15 protein-coding genes and 4 tRNA genes are annotated in these 16,297 nt (G+C 36.1%); 2 read left to right on the top strand and 17 right to left on the bottom strand.

Translation table 11 applies throughout. The features are described 5' to 3' along the window. Positions 1 to 170: 170 nt before the first annotated feature. Positions 171 to 428, bottom strand: a complete 258-nt coding sequence (locus JFU18_RS15820; RefSeq protein WP_201032229.1) for a hypothetical protein — start codon at positions 426 to 428, stop codon at positions 171 to 173. A 35-nt stretch (positions 429 to 463) separates the two neighbouring features. Further along, positions 464 to 790 (bottom strand): hypothetical protein, encoded by a 327-nt coding sequence (locus JFU18_RS15815; RefSeq protein ID WP_201032230.1) that lies wholly within the window; start codon positions 788 to 790, stop codon positions 464 to 466. Between the two features lie 271 nt (positions 791 to 1,061). On the opposite strand from JFU18_RS15815, the gene guaC reads away from it, so the two are divergent. Then, on the top strand, positions 1,062 to 2,045 hold the full coding sequence (gene guaC, locus JFU18_RS15810; RefSeq protein WP_002068771.1) for a GMP reductase: 984 nt from the start codon (positions 1,062 to 1,064) through the stop codon (positions 2,043 to 2,045). Positions 2,046 to 2,183: 138 nt separating this feature from the next. Beyond that, the gene (pepF, locus tag JFU18_RS15805; RefSeq protein WP_201034576.1) at positions 2,184 to 4,001 is read left to right on the top strand and encodes an oligoendopeptidase F; all 1,818 of its coding nucleotides are present in this window, start codon (positions 2,184 to 2,186) and stop codon (positions 3,999 to 4,001) included. 36 nt (positions 4,002 to 4,037) lie between these two features. On the opposite strand, the gene JFU18_RS15800 is transcribed toward pepF, so the two are convergent. The 15 genes from JFU18_RS15800 to dnaB all read right to left on the bottom strand — a co-directional run bounded on the left by JFU18_RS15800 (position 4,038) and on the right by dnaB (position 16,275). Beyond that, positions 4,038 to 4,916 (bottom strand): radical SAM/SPASM domain-containing protein, encoded by an 879-nt coding sequence (locus JFU18_RS15800; RefSeq protein WP_085312917.1) that lies wholly within the window; start codon positions 4,914 to 4,916, stop codon positions 4,038 to 4,040. A gap of 179 nt (positions 4,917 to 5,095) precedes the next feature. Next, positions 5,096 to 5,575 (bottom strand): 23S rRNA (pseudouridine(1915)-N(3))-methyltransferase RlmH, encoded by a 480-nt coding sequence (gene rlmH, locus JFU18_RS15795; RefSeq protein ID WP_002130178.1) that lies wholly within the window; start codon positions 5,573 to 5,575, stop codon positions 5,096 to 5,098. Between the two features lie 59 nt (positions 5,576 to 5,634). Continuing rightward, entirely contained in the window at positions 5,635 to 5,820 is a 186-nt protein-coding gene (locus JFU18_RS15790; RefSeq protein WP_002035001.1) for a CxxH/CxxC protein, read from the bottom strand. Positions 5,821 to 5,873: 53 nt separating this feature from the next. Further along, positions 5,874 to 7,061 (bottom strand): S1C family serine protease, encoded by a 1,188-nt coding sequence (locus JFU18_RS15785; RefSeq protein ID WP_002035000.1) that lies wholly within the window; start codon positions 7,059 to 7,061, stop codon positions 5,874 to 5,876. A 63-nt stretch (positions 7,062 to 7,124) separates the two neighbouring features. Further along, positions 7,125 to 7,919: an MBL fold metallo-hydrolase gene (locus JFU18_RS15780; RefSeq protein ID WP_002143955.1), complete on the bottom strand. Its 795-nt coding sequence runs from the start codon at positions 7,917 to 7,919 to the stop codon at positions 7,125 to 7,127. Continuing rightward, complete coding sequence (locus JFU18_RS15775) at positions 7,903 to 8,739, bottom strand: two-component system regulatory protein YycI (protein ID WP_002143956.1); 837 nt, start codon at positions 8,737 to 8,739, stop codon at positions 7,903 to 7,905. The genes JFU18_RS15780 and JFU18_RS15775 overlap by 17 nt, the downstream gene beginning before the upstream one ends. Continuing rightward, complete coding sequence (locus JFU18_RS15770) at positions 8,720 to 10,057, bottom strand: YycH family regulatory protein (protein ID WP_201034577.1); 1,338 nt, start codon at positions 10,055 to 10,057, stop codon at positions 8,720 to 8,722. The genes JFU18_RS15775 and JFU18_RS15770 overlap by 20 nt, the downstream gene beginning before the upstream one ends. Then, positions 10,054 to 11,889 (bottom strand): cell wall metabolism sensor histidine kinase WalK, encoded by a 1,836-nt coding sequence (walK, locus tag JFU18_RS15765; RefSeq protein WP_002166370.1) that lies wholly within the window; start codon positions 11,887 to 11,889, stop codon positions 10,054 to 10,056. The genes JFU18_RS15770 and walK overlap by 4 nt, the downstream gene beginning before the upstream one ends. A 3-nt stretch (positions 11,890 to 11,892) precedes the next feature. Next, entirely contained in the window at positions 11,893 to 12,600 is a 708-nt protein-coding gene (gene walR, locus JFU18_RS15760; RefSeq protein WP_000971867.1) for a cell wall metabolism DNA-binding response regulator WalR, read from the bottom strand. A 282-nt stretch (positions 12,601 to 12,882) separates the two neighbouring features. After that, positions 12,883 to 12,955: transfer RNA gene (locus JFU18_RS15755), tRNA-Phe, on the bottom strand. A gap of 41 nt (positions 12,956 to 12,996) precedes the next feature. Beyond that, a tRNA-Asp gene (locus JFU18_RS15750) sits at positions 12,997 to 13,072 on the bottom strand. A gap of 21 nt (positions 13,073 to 13,093) precedes the next feature. Further along, positions 13,094 to 13,165, bottom strand: a tRNA-Glu gene (locus JFU18_RS15745). A 13-nt stretch (positions 13,166 to 13,178) separates the two neighbouring features. Beyond that, a tRNA-Lys gene (locus tag JFU18_RS15740) sits at positions 13,179 to 13,254 on the bottom strand. Positions 13,255 to 13,408: 154 nt separating this feature from the next. Further along, positions 13,409 to 14,698: an adenylosuccinate synthase gene (locus tag JFU18_RS15735; RefSeq protein ID WP_002138921.1), complete on the bottom strand. Its 1,290-nt coding sequence runs from the start codon at positions 14,696 to 14,698 to the stop codon at positions 13,409 to 13,411. Positions 14,699 to 14,913: 215 nt separating this feature from the next. Beyond that, on the bottom strand, positions 14,914 to 16,275 hold the full coding sequence (gene dnaB, locus JFU18_RS15730; RefSeq protein ID WP_002016457.1) for a replicative DNA helicase: 1,362 nt from the start codon (positions 16,273 to 16,275) through the stop codon (positions 14,914 to 14,916). Positions 16,276 to 16,297 lie beyond the last annotated feature (22 nt).

The following is a 16,297-nucleotide window of genomic DNA, read 5'->3' as shown; positions in this document are numbered from 1 at the left end:
TCTTTTTATTCTGTATTATTTTCTTTTTTCGCTTTTTCTATCAATGAATCATCATATACCTTATTATCACCTTATTCATTATACTTGAAAGCTCACATAAAAAGGCGAATCATTCGTGATTCGCCTGACTAAACAAAAGGATCTTCTATTTTAAAAACTTTTTAAAAATATTATTCTGCCTTCTGACCGGTAATAACACTTTCTTTCTTCGGCTTCTCTTCTATTACTTTTTCTTCCTTACGGTTCTCATCTTTTGTTTTATCTACATCTACTGCCCTCGGCACACTCTGTATAATTTGTTCATTCGCATTTTGATAATATATTTTAAACTGTTCTTTCCCTTTCGTTTCCCTAATAATTACGTTAAGTTGCTCTTTTACATCCGTAAACTTCTGCTCGTTTTTCAAATCCTCTACTTTAACTAGCATTTGCTTATATTTTTCTTCCTCATCTTTTTGATTAGCTAAAACTTCTCGTTTTTCTTTTGTTTGGCTAATATAACTGAACTAGCAGAATCATTTTCAATTTCCCTCAATAACGAAATTGCTCGGTCTATATTACTTTCCTGTAATGCTTCAATCATTTTATTTGTTTGATTCACCTTCAGCCTTATTTCCCGATCATCCTTCTTTTCTTTTAATGCTAATTCAAAAGATGCGACTGCTCTATCGTATTCTTTATTTTCCAATGCTAAATCTCCTTGTTTCTCTGCCTTATCAAATGCATCATTATTGCTACATCCGGCAGTAACCAACAAAGTTATTCCTATTATTAGTATTAACTTTTTCATAGTATTTCCTCAGCCCCCTCGCTCAAAATAAGAGGCATACATACAATCTTATGCAATTATCACAACTTCCCTTACTTTTTTATAAACGAACATTATTCATAAGAAACCTATTTAAATTCGTTTTTAACGTTATTTTTAAAATATATCGGCTTCTTTTCAAAAAAACGTTAAGAAAATCTTTGACTTCTTACTGAAAATGATGTAAATTATCCTATGGACGAACATTTTCAATCAATAAAAATAAAATATTCGTATTTTAGGGGTGTAAATGATGGAAAACGTATTTGACTATGAAGATATTCAATTAATTCCTGCAAAATGCATTGTAAATAGCCGATCTGAATGTGATACAACTGTCACTTTAGGAAAACATAAATTTAAATTACCTGTCGTACCTGCAAATATGCAAACGATTATTGATGAAAGAATCGCAACTTATTTAGCTGAAAATAATTACTTCTATATCATGCATCGTTTCCAACCAGAGAAACGAATTTCATTCATTAGAGATATGCAATCACGTGGATTAATTGCTTCAATCAGCGTTGGTGTTAAAGAAGACGAGTACGAATTCGTACAACAATTAGCTGCTGAGCAACTTTCACCTGAATACATTACAATCGATATCGCACATGGTCACTCTAACGCTGTGATCAACATGATTCAACATATTAAAAAACATTTACCAGAAAGCTTCGTTATCGCTGGAAACGTTGGAACTCCAGAAGCGGTAAGAGAATTAGAAAACGCTGGTGCTGATGCAACAAAAGTTGGCATTGGACCTGGTAAAGTTTGTATTACTAAAATTAAAACAGGCTTTGGAACTGGCGGTTGGCAGCTAGCTGCACTTCGCTGGTGTGCAAAAGCTGCAAGTAAGCCAATTATCGCTGACGGTGGTATTCGTACACATGGCGACGTAGCTAAATCAATTCGATTTGGAGCAACTATGGTTATGGTCGGTTCTCTATTCGCAGGTCATGAAGAGTCTCCAGGGGAAACAATCGAAAAAGATGGCAAACTTTATAAAGAGTACTTCGGTTCAGCTTCTGAATTCCAAAAAGGTGAGAAGAAAAACGTTGAAGGTAAGAAAATGTTCGTTGAGCATAAAGGTTCTTTAGAAGACACTTTAATCGAAATGGAACAAGATCTTCAATCTTCTATCTCTTACGCTGGTGGAACAAAATTAGACGCAATTCGTACTGTAGATTATGTAGTCGTGAAAAACTCTATTTTCAACGGTGACAAAGTATATTAATTTATAAATTTAACTAGAAGGACAAGCATAAAAAATGCTTGTCCTTCTTTTTCATGTATAAAAATATAAAATATTTTCATTTAACTGAATTTTCTAGTATTATGTTTTTAGATACTTATAATAAGGGGGATATAACAAATGAAAAATGTAATTGAGAAACGCCTTATTCGCGCGGAAGTCTCTACTGAATTGACATGGGACCTTTCTGATTTATACGAATCTGACAAAGAGTGGGAAACTGCATTACGTGTATTAACAGACGATATAAAAAAACTTGATGCATTTAAAGGACAATTACACACTAGCCCCGCTACCTTATTAAATTGCCTACTTTTAGAAGAAGAGCTTTTAATGAAGTTAACAAAACTCGGCGCATATGCAAACTTAAAAGAATCCGTTGATCGTACAGATTCAGTTATTCAAGCGAACTCTTCCAAAATTTCCGCTCTAGGAACGAATGTACATACCGCACTATCCTTTATTCATAACGAAATTCTCTCATTTGAGGAGGGAACAATTGAAAAATATTTAACTGAGGAAATAAAACTTGAACCTTTCCGTAAATCATTACTAGAGATACTCAAAAAGAGGCAGCACACTCTCTCTCCTGAAACAGAAGAAGCTCTTGCTGCACTCGGCGAAGTTCATAGTTCACCCTACAAAATTTACGGCATGACTAAATTAGCCGATATGGATTTCCCTTCTATACAAGACGAACAGGGAAATGATTTGCCTGTATCGTTTGCATTATTCGAAAGCAAATATGAATTTTCTCCAAGCGCATATATACGTAAAAAAGCATATTCATCATTTGTTTCCACATTGAAACGATATAAAAATACAGTTGCAACAACATATGCTACTGAAGTAAAAAAACAAGTGGCGCTTTCTCGTTTGCGCAAGTACGAGTCCGTTACCCATATGCTTTTAGAACCTCAAAAAGTTCCACTTGAAATGTATAACAACCAACTAGATATTATTTATAACGAATTAGCGCATCATATGCGCCGTTTTGCAGATTTAAAAAAGAATGTATTAGGGCTTGATCAAATGCTTTTCTGTGACTTACATGCACCGTTAGATCCTGAATTTAATCCAACAATCACTTACGAAGAAGCTGGCAAACTCATTCAAGATTCTTTAAAAGTATTAGGAAATGAATATAGTTCCATTATCGAAAAGGGCTTCAAAGAAAGATGGGTAGACCTTGCAGATAACGTAGGAAAATCAACAGGTGCCTTCTGCTCTAGCCCATACGGTTCTCACCCTTATATTTTAATTACATGGCAGGGTACGATGCGCGGATGTTTCACATTAGCTCATGAATTTGGACATGCTGGTCATTTTTATTTAGCTAATAAAAATCAGCGTATTATGAATGTGCGTCCATCTATGTACTTCGTTGAAGCTCCATCAACGATGAATGAATTACTATTAGCCCAACATTTACTTGCGACTACTGAAGATAAGAGAATGCGCAGATGGGTTATTCTGCAACTACTCGGCACATATTACCACAACTTCGTTACCCATCTACTTGAGGGAGAATATCAAAGAAGAGTATACGCTCTAGCAGAAGAAGGGCAAGCACTCACAGCTACAACTTTAACTGAAATAAAAACGAAGGTCCTTTCGACATTCTGGGGAGATTCCGTAGAAATTGATGAAGGCGCCGGTTTAACATGGATGCGTCAACCTCACTATTATATGGGCTTATATTCTTACACATATTCTGCAGGACTAACTGCTTCTACCGCTGTAGCTCAAATGATTAAAGAAGAGGGACAACCTGCTGTTGATCGCTGGCTTGATGTACTCCGTGCAGGCGGTACAATGAAACCACTTGAATTAATGAAACACGCTGGAGTAGACATGTCAAAACCAGATGCAATCCGTAAAGCTGTTTCTTACGTAGGTTCCTTAATTGATGAATTAGAACGTTCTTATCAAGAATAAAAATAAGCCCTCGCTTTATGAGGGCTTATTCTATATTTACTTTCCAAATCTTTTGCGGTATCCACATTTCCTGCACAGTTCTTCTACTGCAACCCTTTTTGAAAATCCATCTACAATATTGTTCGCTCTTTCGCCTTCAATAATATTAGAGAATGAATCATTATTAATATTTCCAAGATTAATAATTCCCTCACCATCTAGACAACAAGGAATAACGGTTCCGTTCGCTAAGATTCCAGCCTGATTTCGAAGACCATGACAGAATCCTTTTCCATCATCCTCTTCTTCATGCAATGCCGGCCACTGGAATTCATAGTCTTGATTAATAAAGACACGTTCCGCAATTTTTATACCTTTTCCCGGTGTAAGCTTCTCTTCAATTTGATAAGATAGATCAAACTCATTTTCAATTATAGATAATAAATCCCTATTTTTTTGGATTTCAGCATTTGTTTTATTATCCTGAGTTAAATTCCATAATCTTAGTGAAACGATTAAGTCCGATTGAATTGTTGCCTCTCTAATGAAAGAAAGTATACTCCTTACATAGCCCTCTTTATCTTGCGAACCTGGGTGTCCATCAAAACTGTGCAGTGAAAAATTCATTTGTCTTAACGCAGGCTTATTTAACAGTCTATGCCTTCTCTTATTAATTAACGTTCCGTTCGTTGTAATATTAACTTTAAACCCTTTTTCATGGCTTAAATCTAATAGTTGATCTATTTTCGGATGGAGCAACGGCTCACCCTTCACGTGCAAATAGATGTAGTCTGTGTGAGGTTTAATTTGGTCTAATCTTTTAGCAAAATCCTCTACAGAAATGAATTGCTTCTGCCTTTCCGTCGGCGGACAAAAGCTGCACGCAAGATTACATACACTCGTAATCTCCAAGTAAAACTTCTTAAACTTCTTCACCTTTAATTCCTCACTTCTCTGACTACTTATACTTTTTCCTCTTCATATTACAGCATATTTTTTTAGAAATAGAAACATACTTATTTTAGGAAATCTACATACCATCTATTAATGTTTAAAAGACCATCGGTGATTTTTGTCCAATGGTCTTTTTTACTCTTTATATACAAATGAAAAATTTATTTATGATACGGTTCACCACGATTAATCCGAAACGCTCTATACACCTGCTCAAGCAATACTAATCGCATTAATTGATGTGGTAATGTCATCTTCGAAAAAGAAAGAGATTCGTTTGAACGCTTCATTACTTCAGAACTAAGCCCCAGTGATCCACCAATTACAAATGTGATCTTGCTCTTTCCATATGTAGCAAGGCGATCTATACTTACCGCAAATTCTTCTGATGATTTTTGTTTTCCTTCTATAGCTAACGCAATGACATGCGTATCATCAGAAATTTTATCCAGTATACGAATACCTTCTTTTTCTTTTACAATTAACATTTCTGCTGCACTTAAATTTTCTGGTGCCTTTTCATCTGGCAATTCAATTACTTCTACTTTTGCGTAAGAAGATAATCGTTTTAAGTATTCTGCTATACCTTGTTTTAAGTATTTTTCTTTTAATTTTCCGATTGAAATAATCGAGATATTCACATTTATTCCCCACCTTACAAACACGTTATCCACAGGACTTATCCACATATCCACAAATGTTACCCACATATTGTGTGAGAATCTGTGTTCGATACAACATATGTCGCCTCATTTTGACAAAATTCACATGTTTTTTTCTCTTCTTTAGAGTTATCCACATTGTTAATAACCGGTGCGACTTCACACTCATCCACAATGATATCTAATGCTAATTCAACATGTTCTAAACAACAAGGTAAATTCATATTCCTCACCTCACTTTTCTACAATAGAAAACAGGAGGTAGGCCCTCCTGTTTTTAATACTTTTGAATGCCTAATTTCACCGTTGTTGTCGCTCGTTTTGTACCACGATAAAACGTAAGAGTCATTTTATCATTAATTTTTTTATTATATAAGGCCGTGCGGAACCCAATAATATCGTGCACCGCTTTTCCATCTACCGCCACAATAACATCATGTTCTCTAAGACCCGCATCCGTACCTGGCGAAGGACTTTTCACATCTAAAATGCAGACTCCTTCTGTTACGTTACCTGGTAAGTGTAATGTTTTTGACCAATAGTAACTCGGAATCTCATTTAATGATCTTAGTTCAATCCCAACGTAAGGTCTTCTTACTTTACCGTACTTTTCTAGTTCATTCATAATAGGAACAGCTCTCGTAACTGGAATAGCTAGTCCAATTCCTTCTACTTCTTTTGCTGCAATTTTCATTGAGTTAATACCTATTAATTGTCCCGCTACATTTACAAGCGCTCCACCACTATTACCTGGATTAATTGCCGCATCTGTTTGCAATACTTCTACTTGCCAATCGTAATGTCCATCTTGATCTAAATCTACAGGAACAATACGCTCATTAGCCGAAATAATACCTTGTGTGACAGTTCCGGAAAATTGTAACCCAAGTGGATTTCCAATCGCAATAACTGGTTCTCCTCTACGAACGGTATTAGAGTCGCCAATTTCAATCACTTTCTTCACATGCTTCGCATCTATTTCTAGTACAGCTAAGTCCGTGACTACATCGGTTCCTAATACTTTACCTGGAATTTTCTTACCGTCACTTAAGCTCACTTCAATACGATTCGCCCCAGCAACAACGTGGTTATTCGTTACAATATACGCATGTCCATCTGTTCTCTTATAAATCACACCAGAGCCTGTACCAGCTTCCGAATCAGCCTCTGAAAAATTGTCTCGTTGAATATTAATAACACCAACAACAGCCTCTGAAGCACGATCAACAGCGTCTACAAAGCTAATCTGTTTAACAGGAACATTTCCACTTTGAGCTTCAGCCATATTTTTTTCACTTGCTTCAGCTTGCGGAAGCTTACCCGCATGATTTGAAAATAAAGGAGCTCCAAACGCAAATAATGAAGCCCCTACAATTGTCCCCGCTATGCTAGAAATGACAATACCTTTATGTTTCTTTTTGCCTGCACGTTTAATACGATATTTTTCTTCATCAATAAAGGACATATTTGTTCACCTATCTTCCTGAAAACAACTATATTCACCTTTATTGTTTACTAAAATGAAGAATTATACGTATTGAATTTTCGTAGGCACTTTTTGATCTGTATCATGTATTTCAAAGGATTCTCCAACCCCAAAACCTTTTTCTTCTAATACTTGTGATACAGACATACGCGCTAATTCTTTCATGTTATTATCTAAGCTTAAATGTGCTAAATAAATGTGTTTTGTCTCATCTGTAATAACATCAGCCATCGCTAATGCAGCGTCCTCATTACAAACGTGGCCAACGTCGCTTAAAATACGTCGCTTAATGCTCCATGGATAGCGTCCCATACGAAGCATTTCCACATCATGATTGCTTTCAAACACGAAAGCATTTGCTCCCTTAATAACACCTTTCATACGGTCACTTACGTAGCCCGTATCTGTAATAAGAGCTAACTTTCTATTATTGTTATGAAAAGCGTAAAACATCGGTTCCGCCGCATCATGAGAAACACCAAATGATTCAACTTCAATATCCCCAAATGTTTTCACGTCTCCTACTGAGAAAATGAATTTTTGATCAGTTGGGATATTACCTATTAAATGTTCCATTGCATTCCATGTTTTCTCGTTCGCATAAACAGGTAAATCATATTTACGCGCCAATACACCTAATCCTTTAATGTGATCACTGTGCTCATGTGTTACAAGAATACCTGATATGTCATTTATATTCAGTTCAGCTTGTTTAAATAAAGCCTCTGTCGCTTTACCACTTAAACCTGCATCGACAAGCAGTTTTTTTTCATCTGTTCCTACATATAGCATATTCCCTGTACTTCCACTTGCAAGTACACTAAAATGCATGCTCATTCTTTCTCACTCCATTATGTTCTTCCGGCACTTGAGTTTCCCCTAATTCCATAACTTGTCCTTCAATTGCATTCACAAAAAAATCCTTTTTTTGTTCTGTCTTTAAGTTCCATGTTGGAGCAAGCACTTGTATATTAGAAGAAGACTCCGCAAGAGTCGCATATCCAATCTGCGCCTCTTTCACGTGCGTATTTTCTGCAATTTTATTTTTCAAATATATATTTTCTAAAGCTGTTTGAGCAGTAATAATTTCTTGTTCTTTCGTCTTTTCGCTTTCGCCCATTTCCTTCAAATCCGTTAACATTGTTTGTGTATATGAAATAAGCTCATTTTTTTCATTTAAATCTACAACAATCATCGCACGATTATTGTAGAAGATTGGTTTATCTTTATACTTTTGAAAGAAGTAAATTTTTGAGTCCTTTATTGCTCCAAACTCATATTTTTGTCCATCCAGCACATAATTTTTCAAAAACTCATTATACTTATCTTTTGACAATGATTTTGTATTTAAAAAAGGCTCTTTTAATTTACCCTCTATTTGATATTCCTCTTGCACATGCGCTGTCTGATTTTTTAAAGATTGCACATCTTCTTCTTTGAAACCCTTATTTTTTGCCATTATAAATGACTCTTTTTTCGGTTCTTTAGGGAAATTTCCCATAGTAATTTTTTCGGCTTTTAATTGTTGATCGATTTTCGTTTCCGTCACAAGTTCTAATTGATTACTATCTTGCTTTTGAATGAACTGAAAGATAAGAAAGAGGTCTAAAACAAAAAAGGTCACAATAAATATGGTTTTAATTCGATCCCAATCCATTTAGTCCCCCCTCACTCCACTCATATATTTGTTGCTTACCATCTTCTTCACATTTTACATACCATATCGGCTGTAAGACAGCGATTCTCACATCACTGATGGACGGTTCCAATGACATTTTATAACCAATACCAACATCCTGAATTGATTTTTTATCAATTTCTGGATTATTCTCTAATGATGTCATCACTGTACGACCTGATGCGAGAGAAGTTGTTTGTTGTTTACTAGGCAAAGTAATACTGAACTCAAAAAAGGGTCTTTCATACTGCATAATTTCACCTGAACCCCATACTTGTTTTAATTCCGCTATTCCATTTGCATTAAATACAGGCAAACCATCCTCATATAAACGGAATGAAGTTTTCCTCCCATTAATATAATCAAAACGATAGGACTTCAAGGATCCACTATGCCCACTTACAAAGTCAAAACTTTTTTGTAAAATTACCGCATTATCCGTAGATTTATCACCATGTACAGCGGAATTTTTATATTTCAACATTGCATCCGACTTATCAATTTCCATAGAACGGATGCCATCTGTAAATGTTTCCTTTGTTTTCTCAGAAATAGGACTTAAATAACGTGGATCACTAAATAAAGCATTTTTAAATGGATCCACTTCTAGTTTAGCTGTAATATACTCTGCCTTACTTAATTCCGTAATCCCCTCTGGTAAAAAAAGTTTTTTTGTATCATTTATTTGATACTCAAAATATGGTCTTGCTACTGTTATAAGTTGATTTTGAGCATTTATAATATCCTTTATATAAGCACCACTCAATGTTGCTTGATATATTTTATGAGGAGTATCATAGGAAACAAAGCTAACTTTAATTTCTTGGTCCTTACTTCTAGAAGGATCAATTATAATACGATTAAAACTTCTGTTACTTTCTATGTTTTTATCTTTAATATTAAACATATTTTTAATCGTATCTAACGGGATATTTGTAGGAAAAACAAATTCAATTTTTTCTTCTCCGTGTACATAAGACAGAAAATCACCTTTAGGGACTGTCCCCGTTATTTCCTCGAAATAATGTAATTCTCCGTTTTCAAGAATTTTATAGATCGAATCCACATTTTCCTTTTTTTCGCTTACATAATGATTTTTCTCTTTATGAATAACGACAGAGGATGGGCGAACAACCTCCGAAATCTTTATCGTATTTATCTCTTCGTTACCTTGAACGAACTTTGTATTTTGCATAGAAGTAGAATCAGGAACATATGTCCACAAGTTAAAAGTAAGAAATAGACTAATGACAACCAAATTAATTAGAACTATCGTTTTAAAGTTTTCCATACTCATTCCCAATCGTCCTCTTCATCTGTCGCCATTGGCAATGTGAAATAAATAGTTGTCCCTTTTCCTTCCTCACTTTTCGCCCAAACCGAGCCGCCATGTGCCTCAATCATTTCTTTCGCAATGGCTAACCCAAGACCTGTACCACCCATTTGTCTCGAACGCGCTTTATCTACACGATAAAAACGTTCAAATATTTTATCTACATTTTCTTTCGGAATTCCCATTCCTTGATCACTCACACTAATCTCTAATAACTCCCCGCGGTCACGTAAACGATATGTTACTGTACCACCTTCTGGCGAATATTTTAGTGCATTGGAAATAATGTTATATAAAACTTGTGTAATTTTGTCTGTATCCATATCAATAAATCGAGATTTTTTAGAGAAAGATCGTTTGAAGCTTACATTTTGCTCTTTAGACATTTCAAAACGATCGATAACGTTATTAAAGAAATCAGTAAAGTCGACCCATTCCTTCATTAAGCGATGTTCTGTACTATCTAGTTTAGATAATTGTAACAATGCATTTACAAGCCTGATCATTCTTTCCGTTTCTTCTTGTGTAACTGTTAAAAATTGCGGTGCAATATTGGGATCTTGCCATGCTCCATCAGTAAGTGCTTCTAAGTAACTGCGCATCGTTGTTAACGGCGTTCTTAACTCATGAGATACGTTCGCAACAAACTCACGGCGCTCTTGTTCTATCCGCTCCTGCTCTGTTACATCATATAATACAGCAATTAAACCATTTGCCTTCCCTGTTTCTTTTTGAATAACAGAGAAACTAGCACGTAAAATATATGGTTCATTTCTCGTACTAAAATCTAATAAAACTGAATCAGGCTCTTCATATAAATGATCCAGTGTAAATTCTTCTTGTATTCCTAGCACTTCTAACACTGATTGATCTAGCGCCGTTTCACGCGAAACATTTAACATCTTTTCCGCAGGATCATTTAATAAAATGATATCCCCTTTTCGATCAGTAGCAATTACTCCATCTGTCATATGTGATAAAACGGATGATAATTTTCGTCTTTCACTTTCTGTGGAGGAACGAGCTTGTTGTAATTTTTTAGATAAATTGTTAAAAGATAATGCTAATTGTCCAATCTCATCGTGACTATGCACCTTTACTTTTCGCGAATAATTTCCTTTCGCCATTTCAATTGCTTGTCTTCGCATATCTGAAATTGGTCTCGTAATTGTTTGAGCCAATAAAATTCCAAGTACAGCTGTTACTAATAAAGCAATCACTGTCCCCGTTGCGAAAATTTGGTTGATGTCCTTCATTTGTTTATACACATCTTCCATAGATGCAACGATATGAATGACACCAAGTACCTCTCCGCCTGGCTCTTTTAGAATAGGGGTAATCATAACTTGAACTCGATGACCTGTATTTCCATCTTTCTCAATCTTTGACTCTGGTTTCTTTTGTACCATTACCCGTTGTACAGCTGTATCTGCTGACGTTCTTCCTACCTTATTTTGCTTAGACCCGTCTGAAATTGCCATTAATTTTTTAGTAGAATCAATTACACTTACTTCTTGAATATCTTTCTTACGATCTGATGCGAATTTTTGAATCGAATCATTAATAGCTTTATCTACTGATTCTGTTTTAGGACGTTCTTTTACAAACTCTTGCTTCAGGTTATAAGAAAGTAGATTTGTTTGCTGCGTTAAGGAATCTTGAAAGCCTTTTACAAGGCTTTTTTCTAATTCCCTGACGAAATATACACCAATTACTTGCATTGCTATTAATATTAACAGCATATATATGAGCACAAATTTTAAATGAATAGATTGAAAAAAACCAACTTTCTTCATATACTATTCCTGTTCTGGGTCACGCAAGTAATACCCCACCCCACGTCTAGTTACAATTAAAGTAGGATGACTTGGATTATCTTCAATTTTTTCGCGTAAACGACGTACTGTTACGTCTACTGTACGTACATCTCCAAAATAATCATAACCCCAAACTGTTTGTAATAAATGTTCACGAGTCATAACTTGTCCTAAATGCTTCGCTAAATAATGTAGTAATTCAAATTCACGATGTGTAAGCTCAATGCTTTCTTCACGCTTTGTTACACTATAAGCGTTCGAATTGATAACGATTGGTCCAATAACCATTTCGGTATTTTCTTCTTTCTCTGCAGCACCACCCTGCTGATGGCGACGTAAATTCGCTTTCACACGAGCAAGTAACTCCCTCGTACTAAATGGCTTCGTTACATAATCATCTGCCCCAAGCTCAAGCCCTAATACTTTATCAATTTCAGAGTCTTTTGCTGTAAGCATAATAATTGGCATTTCTGAGCTTTTACGTATTTCACGACATACCTCTAAACCGTCTTTTCCCGGTAACATAATATCTAATAAAACCATATCTGGCTGTTCTTCATTTGCTTTTTCAATCGCCTCATCACCATCATGCGCCATTACAATTTCAAAACCTTCTTTTTCTAGGTTGAACTTCAAAATATCCGCAATTGGCTTTTCATCATCAACTACTAAAATTTTCTTTCCCATCATCGTCTATTTCCTCCTTATAAAAATATGATCAATAATCCTCAAACATATTGGTGTTTCTATAGTATGTTCCTATATGACAACAATCTTAGTCTAAGTATTTCTCCTCTATTCTCATAGACTCATGTATCATCCACTTTTACACGGAATCCTATACGATCTATAGAAAAACCTCTAGCTTCAACTGCTAGAGGCTCCTCATTCTATTGTAAAATAACTACCCACATTTGTAAAACTGGACAAAATAAAAAGGATATTAAGTGGGCCCACTTAATATCCTGAGAGTGGCTCGGGACGGAATCGAACCGCCGACACGAGGATTTTCAGTCCTCTGCTCTACCGACTGAGCTACCGAGCCAAAACTATATATAAAACCACTAATGGTGGTATAAACAAAAGTGGCGGTCCCGACCGGGGTCGAACCGGCGATCTCCTGCGTGACAGGCAGGCATGTTAACCACTACACCACGGGACCAAAAATGAACATAAAAAAACATGACCCGTACGGGATTCGAACCCGTGTTACCGCCGTGAAAGGGCGGTGTCTTAACCACTTGACCAACGGGCCACGAAAAATAAAATGGTGAGCCATGAAGGATTCGAACCTTCGACCCTCTGATTAAAAGTCAGATGCTCTACCAACTGAGCTAATGGCTCATACTCACCAACGTCATATTTTCGTGACGACAAGACATATCATAACATGATATCTTTCATTTTTGCAATACCTTTATTTATTTTTTTATAAAAAATAAGAAAAAACTCATAAAAATATGAGTTTTTTCTTAAAAAAATCAATTTTTTATATCAATTAAGCTTCGTATACATTACGAACGATATTTGTTTGATTACGATCTGGTCCAACCGAGAACATAGATAATTGGATTCCTGTTAATTCAGAAACACGCTCTACGTATTTTCTTGCATTTTCAGGAAGTTCATCCAATGATTTCATAGCAGTAACATCTTCTGTCCAACCTGGAAGCTCTTCATATACAGGCTCACATTTCGCTAAAATGTTTAAGTTAGCTGGAACTTCATCGATAACTTCGCCATTGTATTTGTAAGCAACACAAATTTTAAGAGTTGGGATACCTGTTAATACATCGATAGAGTTTAATGATAAGTCTGTTAAACCACTAACACGACGTGCATGTCTTACAACAACGCTATCGAACCAACCTACACGGCGTGGACGACCAGTTGTTGTTCCGTATTCACGACCAACTTCACGAATTTGATGACCGATTTCATCATTAAGTTCCGTAGGGAATGGACCATCACCTACACGGCTTGTATATGCTTTACATACACCTACAACGCGAGTAACTTTCGCAGGACCAACTCCAGTTCCAACTGTTACACCACCAGCAATTGGGTTAGAAGATGTAACGAATGGATACGTACCGTGGTCGATATCAAGCATAACACCTTGTGCACCTTCAAATAATACACGATGATTGTTATCTAGTGCATCATTTAATACGACAGATGTATCGCATACATACTGTGCGATTTGTTGTCCGTATTCGAAGTACTCTTCAAAGATTTCTTCTACGCTGAAACCTTCTGTATCGTACATTTTTTCAAATAAACGATTTTTTTCCACTAAATTGCGCTCAAGCTTCTCTTTAAATGCTTCACGGTCTAAAAGATCAGCCATACGGATACCAATACGAGCAGCTTTATCCATATATGCAGGACCGATACCTTTTTTCGTTGTACCGATCTTGTTATCACCTTTACTCGCTTCTTCTAACTCATCTTGTTTTAAGTGATAAGGTAAAATAACGTGCGCACGGTTACTTACACGTAAATTATCAGTACTTACACCACGATCGTGTAAGTATTTTAACTCTTCAAGTAATGCTTTCGGATCTACTACTAAGCCATTTCCGATTACACAAATTTTCTCTTTATAGAAAATACCAGATGGAATTAAGTGTAATTTATATTTAACTCCGCCGAAAACAATTGTATGTCCCGCGTTATTTCCACCTTGATATCTTGCAACTACTTCCGCATGCTCAGAAAGAAAATCAGTGATTTTACCTTTTCCTTCGTCGCCCCATTGTGTTCCTACAACTACTACTGAAGACATTATTAAAGCACCTCCGCAATTTTCAAACGATCTATTCAAACAATATAATTGTACCAAAACAGAAAGAGAAGTCAACCAAAAAGCGAACATTTTTTTACAGAAAAACGTTTTCGTTCGTAAGAATTACATATTCACCTTATGAAAGCCCTATCTTTCATATAAAAAAAAAGAAACACATCTTATTATAAGAAATGCGTTTCTTTTTTATACTGCCTTTATGCGTGCGGTGCATGTCCATCCTCAAAGCGGCGTTCTAAGTTGACGAATTTATTAAATTCCTTAACAAACGCAAGCTCTACTGAACCTACCGGACCATTACGTTGTTTTGCAATGATAATTTCAATTGTATTTTTATTTTCTGTTTCACGATCATAGTAATCTTCACGATATAGGAAGGCTACAATATCAGCATCCTGCTCGATACTTCCTGATTCACGAATGTCAGACATCATCGGACGTTTATCTTGACGGGATTCTACACCACGAGATAACTGCGACAAGGCAATAACAGGTACTTGCAATTCACGTGCAATCCCTTTTAATGTACGAGAAATCTCAGATACTTCCTGCTGACGGTTTTCTCCTGATTTCCCACTTCCTTGAATAAGCTGTAAATAGTCAATCAAAACCATCCCAAGACCTTGCTCTTGCTTTAATCTACGACATTTTGCTCGAATCTCGTTTACTTTAATCCCTGGTGTATCATCAATATATATACCAGCATTAGAAAGGCTACCCATCGCCATTGTTAATTTCGCCCAATCATCAGAAGTTAATGAACCGGTACGAAGTCTTTGTGCATCAATATTTCCTTCTGCACAAAGCATACGCATAACAAGCTGATCAGAGCCCATCTCTAAACTAAAAATCGCTACATTTTCATCAGTTTTCGTCGCTACGTTTTGTGCGATATTTAGTGAAAATGCAGTTTTTCCTACCGATGGACGCGCCGCCACGATGATTAAATCATTTCGCTGAAAACCTGCGGTCATCTTATCTAATTCAGTAAATCCAGTTGGTATCCCGGTAACTTCACCCTTTTGATTATGCAAAAGTTCAATTTTATCATAAGCATCTACAAGAACATCTTTAATATTTTGGAATGCTTTTGCATTTGTTTGGTGAGATACTTCTAGTATTTTTTTCTCAGCCTCATTTAAAAGGCCATCCACATCATCTTCTCGCTCGTATCCATCCGATACAATATGAGTCGCCGTTCGAATTAAACGACGTAAAAGTGCCTTTTCAGCGATGATGCGTGCATAATATTCTACGTTAGCGGCTGTTGGAACAACTTCTGCTAACTCTGCTAGATAAGAAACCCCACCAACTTCTTCTAGTAATCCTTGATCAGCCATCGCTGATGTCATTATTACTAAGTCGATTGGTTCTCCCTTATCAGACAACCCAAGCATGACTTCAAAAATCTTTTGATGTTTCGTTCGATAAAATGAGTCAGGTACCAATAGTTCCGATGCTGACGTTAACGCATCCTGATCAATTAATATGGCACCTAAGACTGCCTGCTCAGCTTCTATATTATGCGGAGGGGTACGATCAGCCATTACATCACTCATGCGCAATCCTCCTTGCTTAATT

This window comes from Bacillus sp. TH22 (genome assembly GCF_016651015.1).
Classification (GTDB): Bacteria; Bacillota; Bacilli; order Bacillales; family Bacillaceae_G; genus Bacillus_A; species Bacillus_A mycoides.
This window is presented reverse-complemented; position numbering and strand designations above follow the sequence as displayed.

Excerpts from the sequence above, each read along its gene's own strand:
- JFU18_RS15790 (WP_002035001.1), bottom strand. The coding sequence starts at position 5,820 with ATGAATTTACCTTGTTGTTTAGAACATGTTGAATTAGCATTAGATATC.
- JFU18_RS15735 (WP_002138921.1), bottom strand. The coding sequence starts at position 14,698 with ATGTCTTCAGTAGTAGTTGTAGGAACACAATGGGGCGACGAAGGAAAA.
- guaC (WP_002068771.1), top strand. The coding sequence starts at position 1,062 with ATGGAAAACGTATTTGACTATGAAGATATTCAATTAATTCCTGCAAAA.
- walR (WP_000971867.1), bottom strand. The coding sequence starts at position 12,600 with ATGATGGGAAAGAAAATTTTAGTAGTTGATGATGAAAAGCCAATTGCG.
- JFU18_RS15770 (WP_201034577.1), bottom strand. The coding sequence starts at position 10,057 with ATGAGTATGGAAAACTTTAAAACGATAGTTCTAATTAATTTGGTTGTC.
- JFU18_RS15780 (WP_002143955.1), bottom strand. The coding sequence starts at position 7,919 with ATGAGCATGCATTTTAGTGTACTTGCAAGTGGAAGTACAGGGAATATG.
- walK (WP_002166370.1), bottom strand. The coding sequence starts at position 11,889 with ATGAAGAAAGTTGGTTTTTTTCAATCTATTCATTTAAAATTTGTGCTC.
- JFU18_RS15775 (WP_002143956.1), bottom strand. The coding sequence starts at position 8,739 with ATGGATTGGGATCGAATTAAAACCATATTTATTGTGACCTTTTTTGTT.
- pepF (WP_201034576.1), top strand. The coding sequence starts at position 2,184 with ATGAAAAATGTAATTGAGAAACGCCTTATTCGCGCGGAAGTCTCTACT.
- JFU18_RS15815 (WP_201032230.1), bottom strand. The coding sequence starts at position 790 with ATGAAAAAGTTAATACTAATAATAGGAATAACTTTGTTGGTTACTGCC.
- JFU18_RS15820 (WP_201032229.1), bottom strand. The coding sequence starts at position 428 with ATGCTAGTTAAAGTAGAGGATTTGAAAAACGAGCAGAAGTTTACGGAT.
- dnaB (WP_002016457.1), bottom strand. The coding sequence starts at position 16,275 with ATGAGTGATGTAATGGCTGATCGTACCCCTCCGCATAATATAGAAGCT.
- JFU18_RS15785 (WP_002035000.1), bottom strand. The coding sequence starts at position 7,061 with ATGTCCTTTATTGATGAAGAAAAATATCGTATTAAACGTGCAGGCAAA.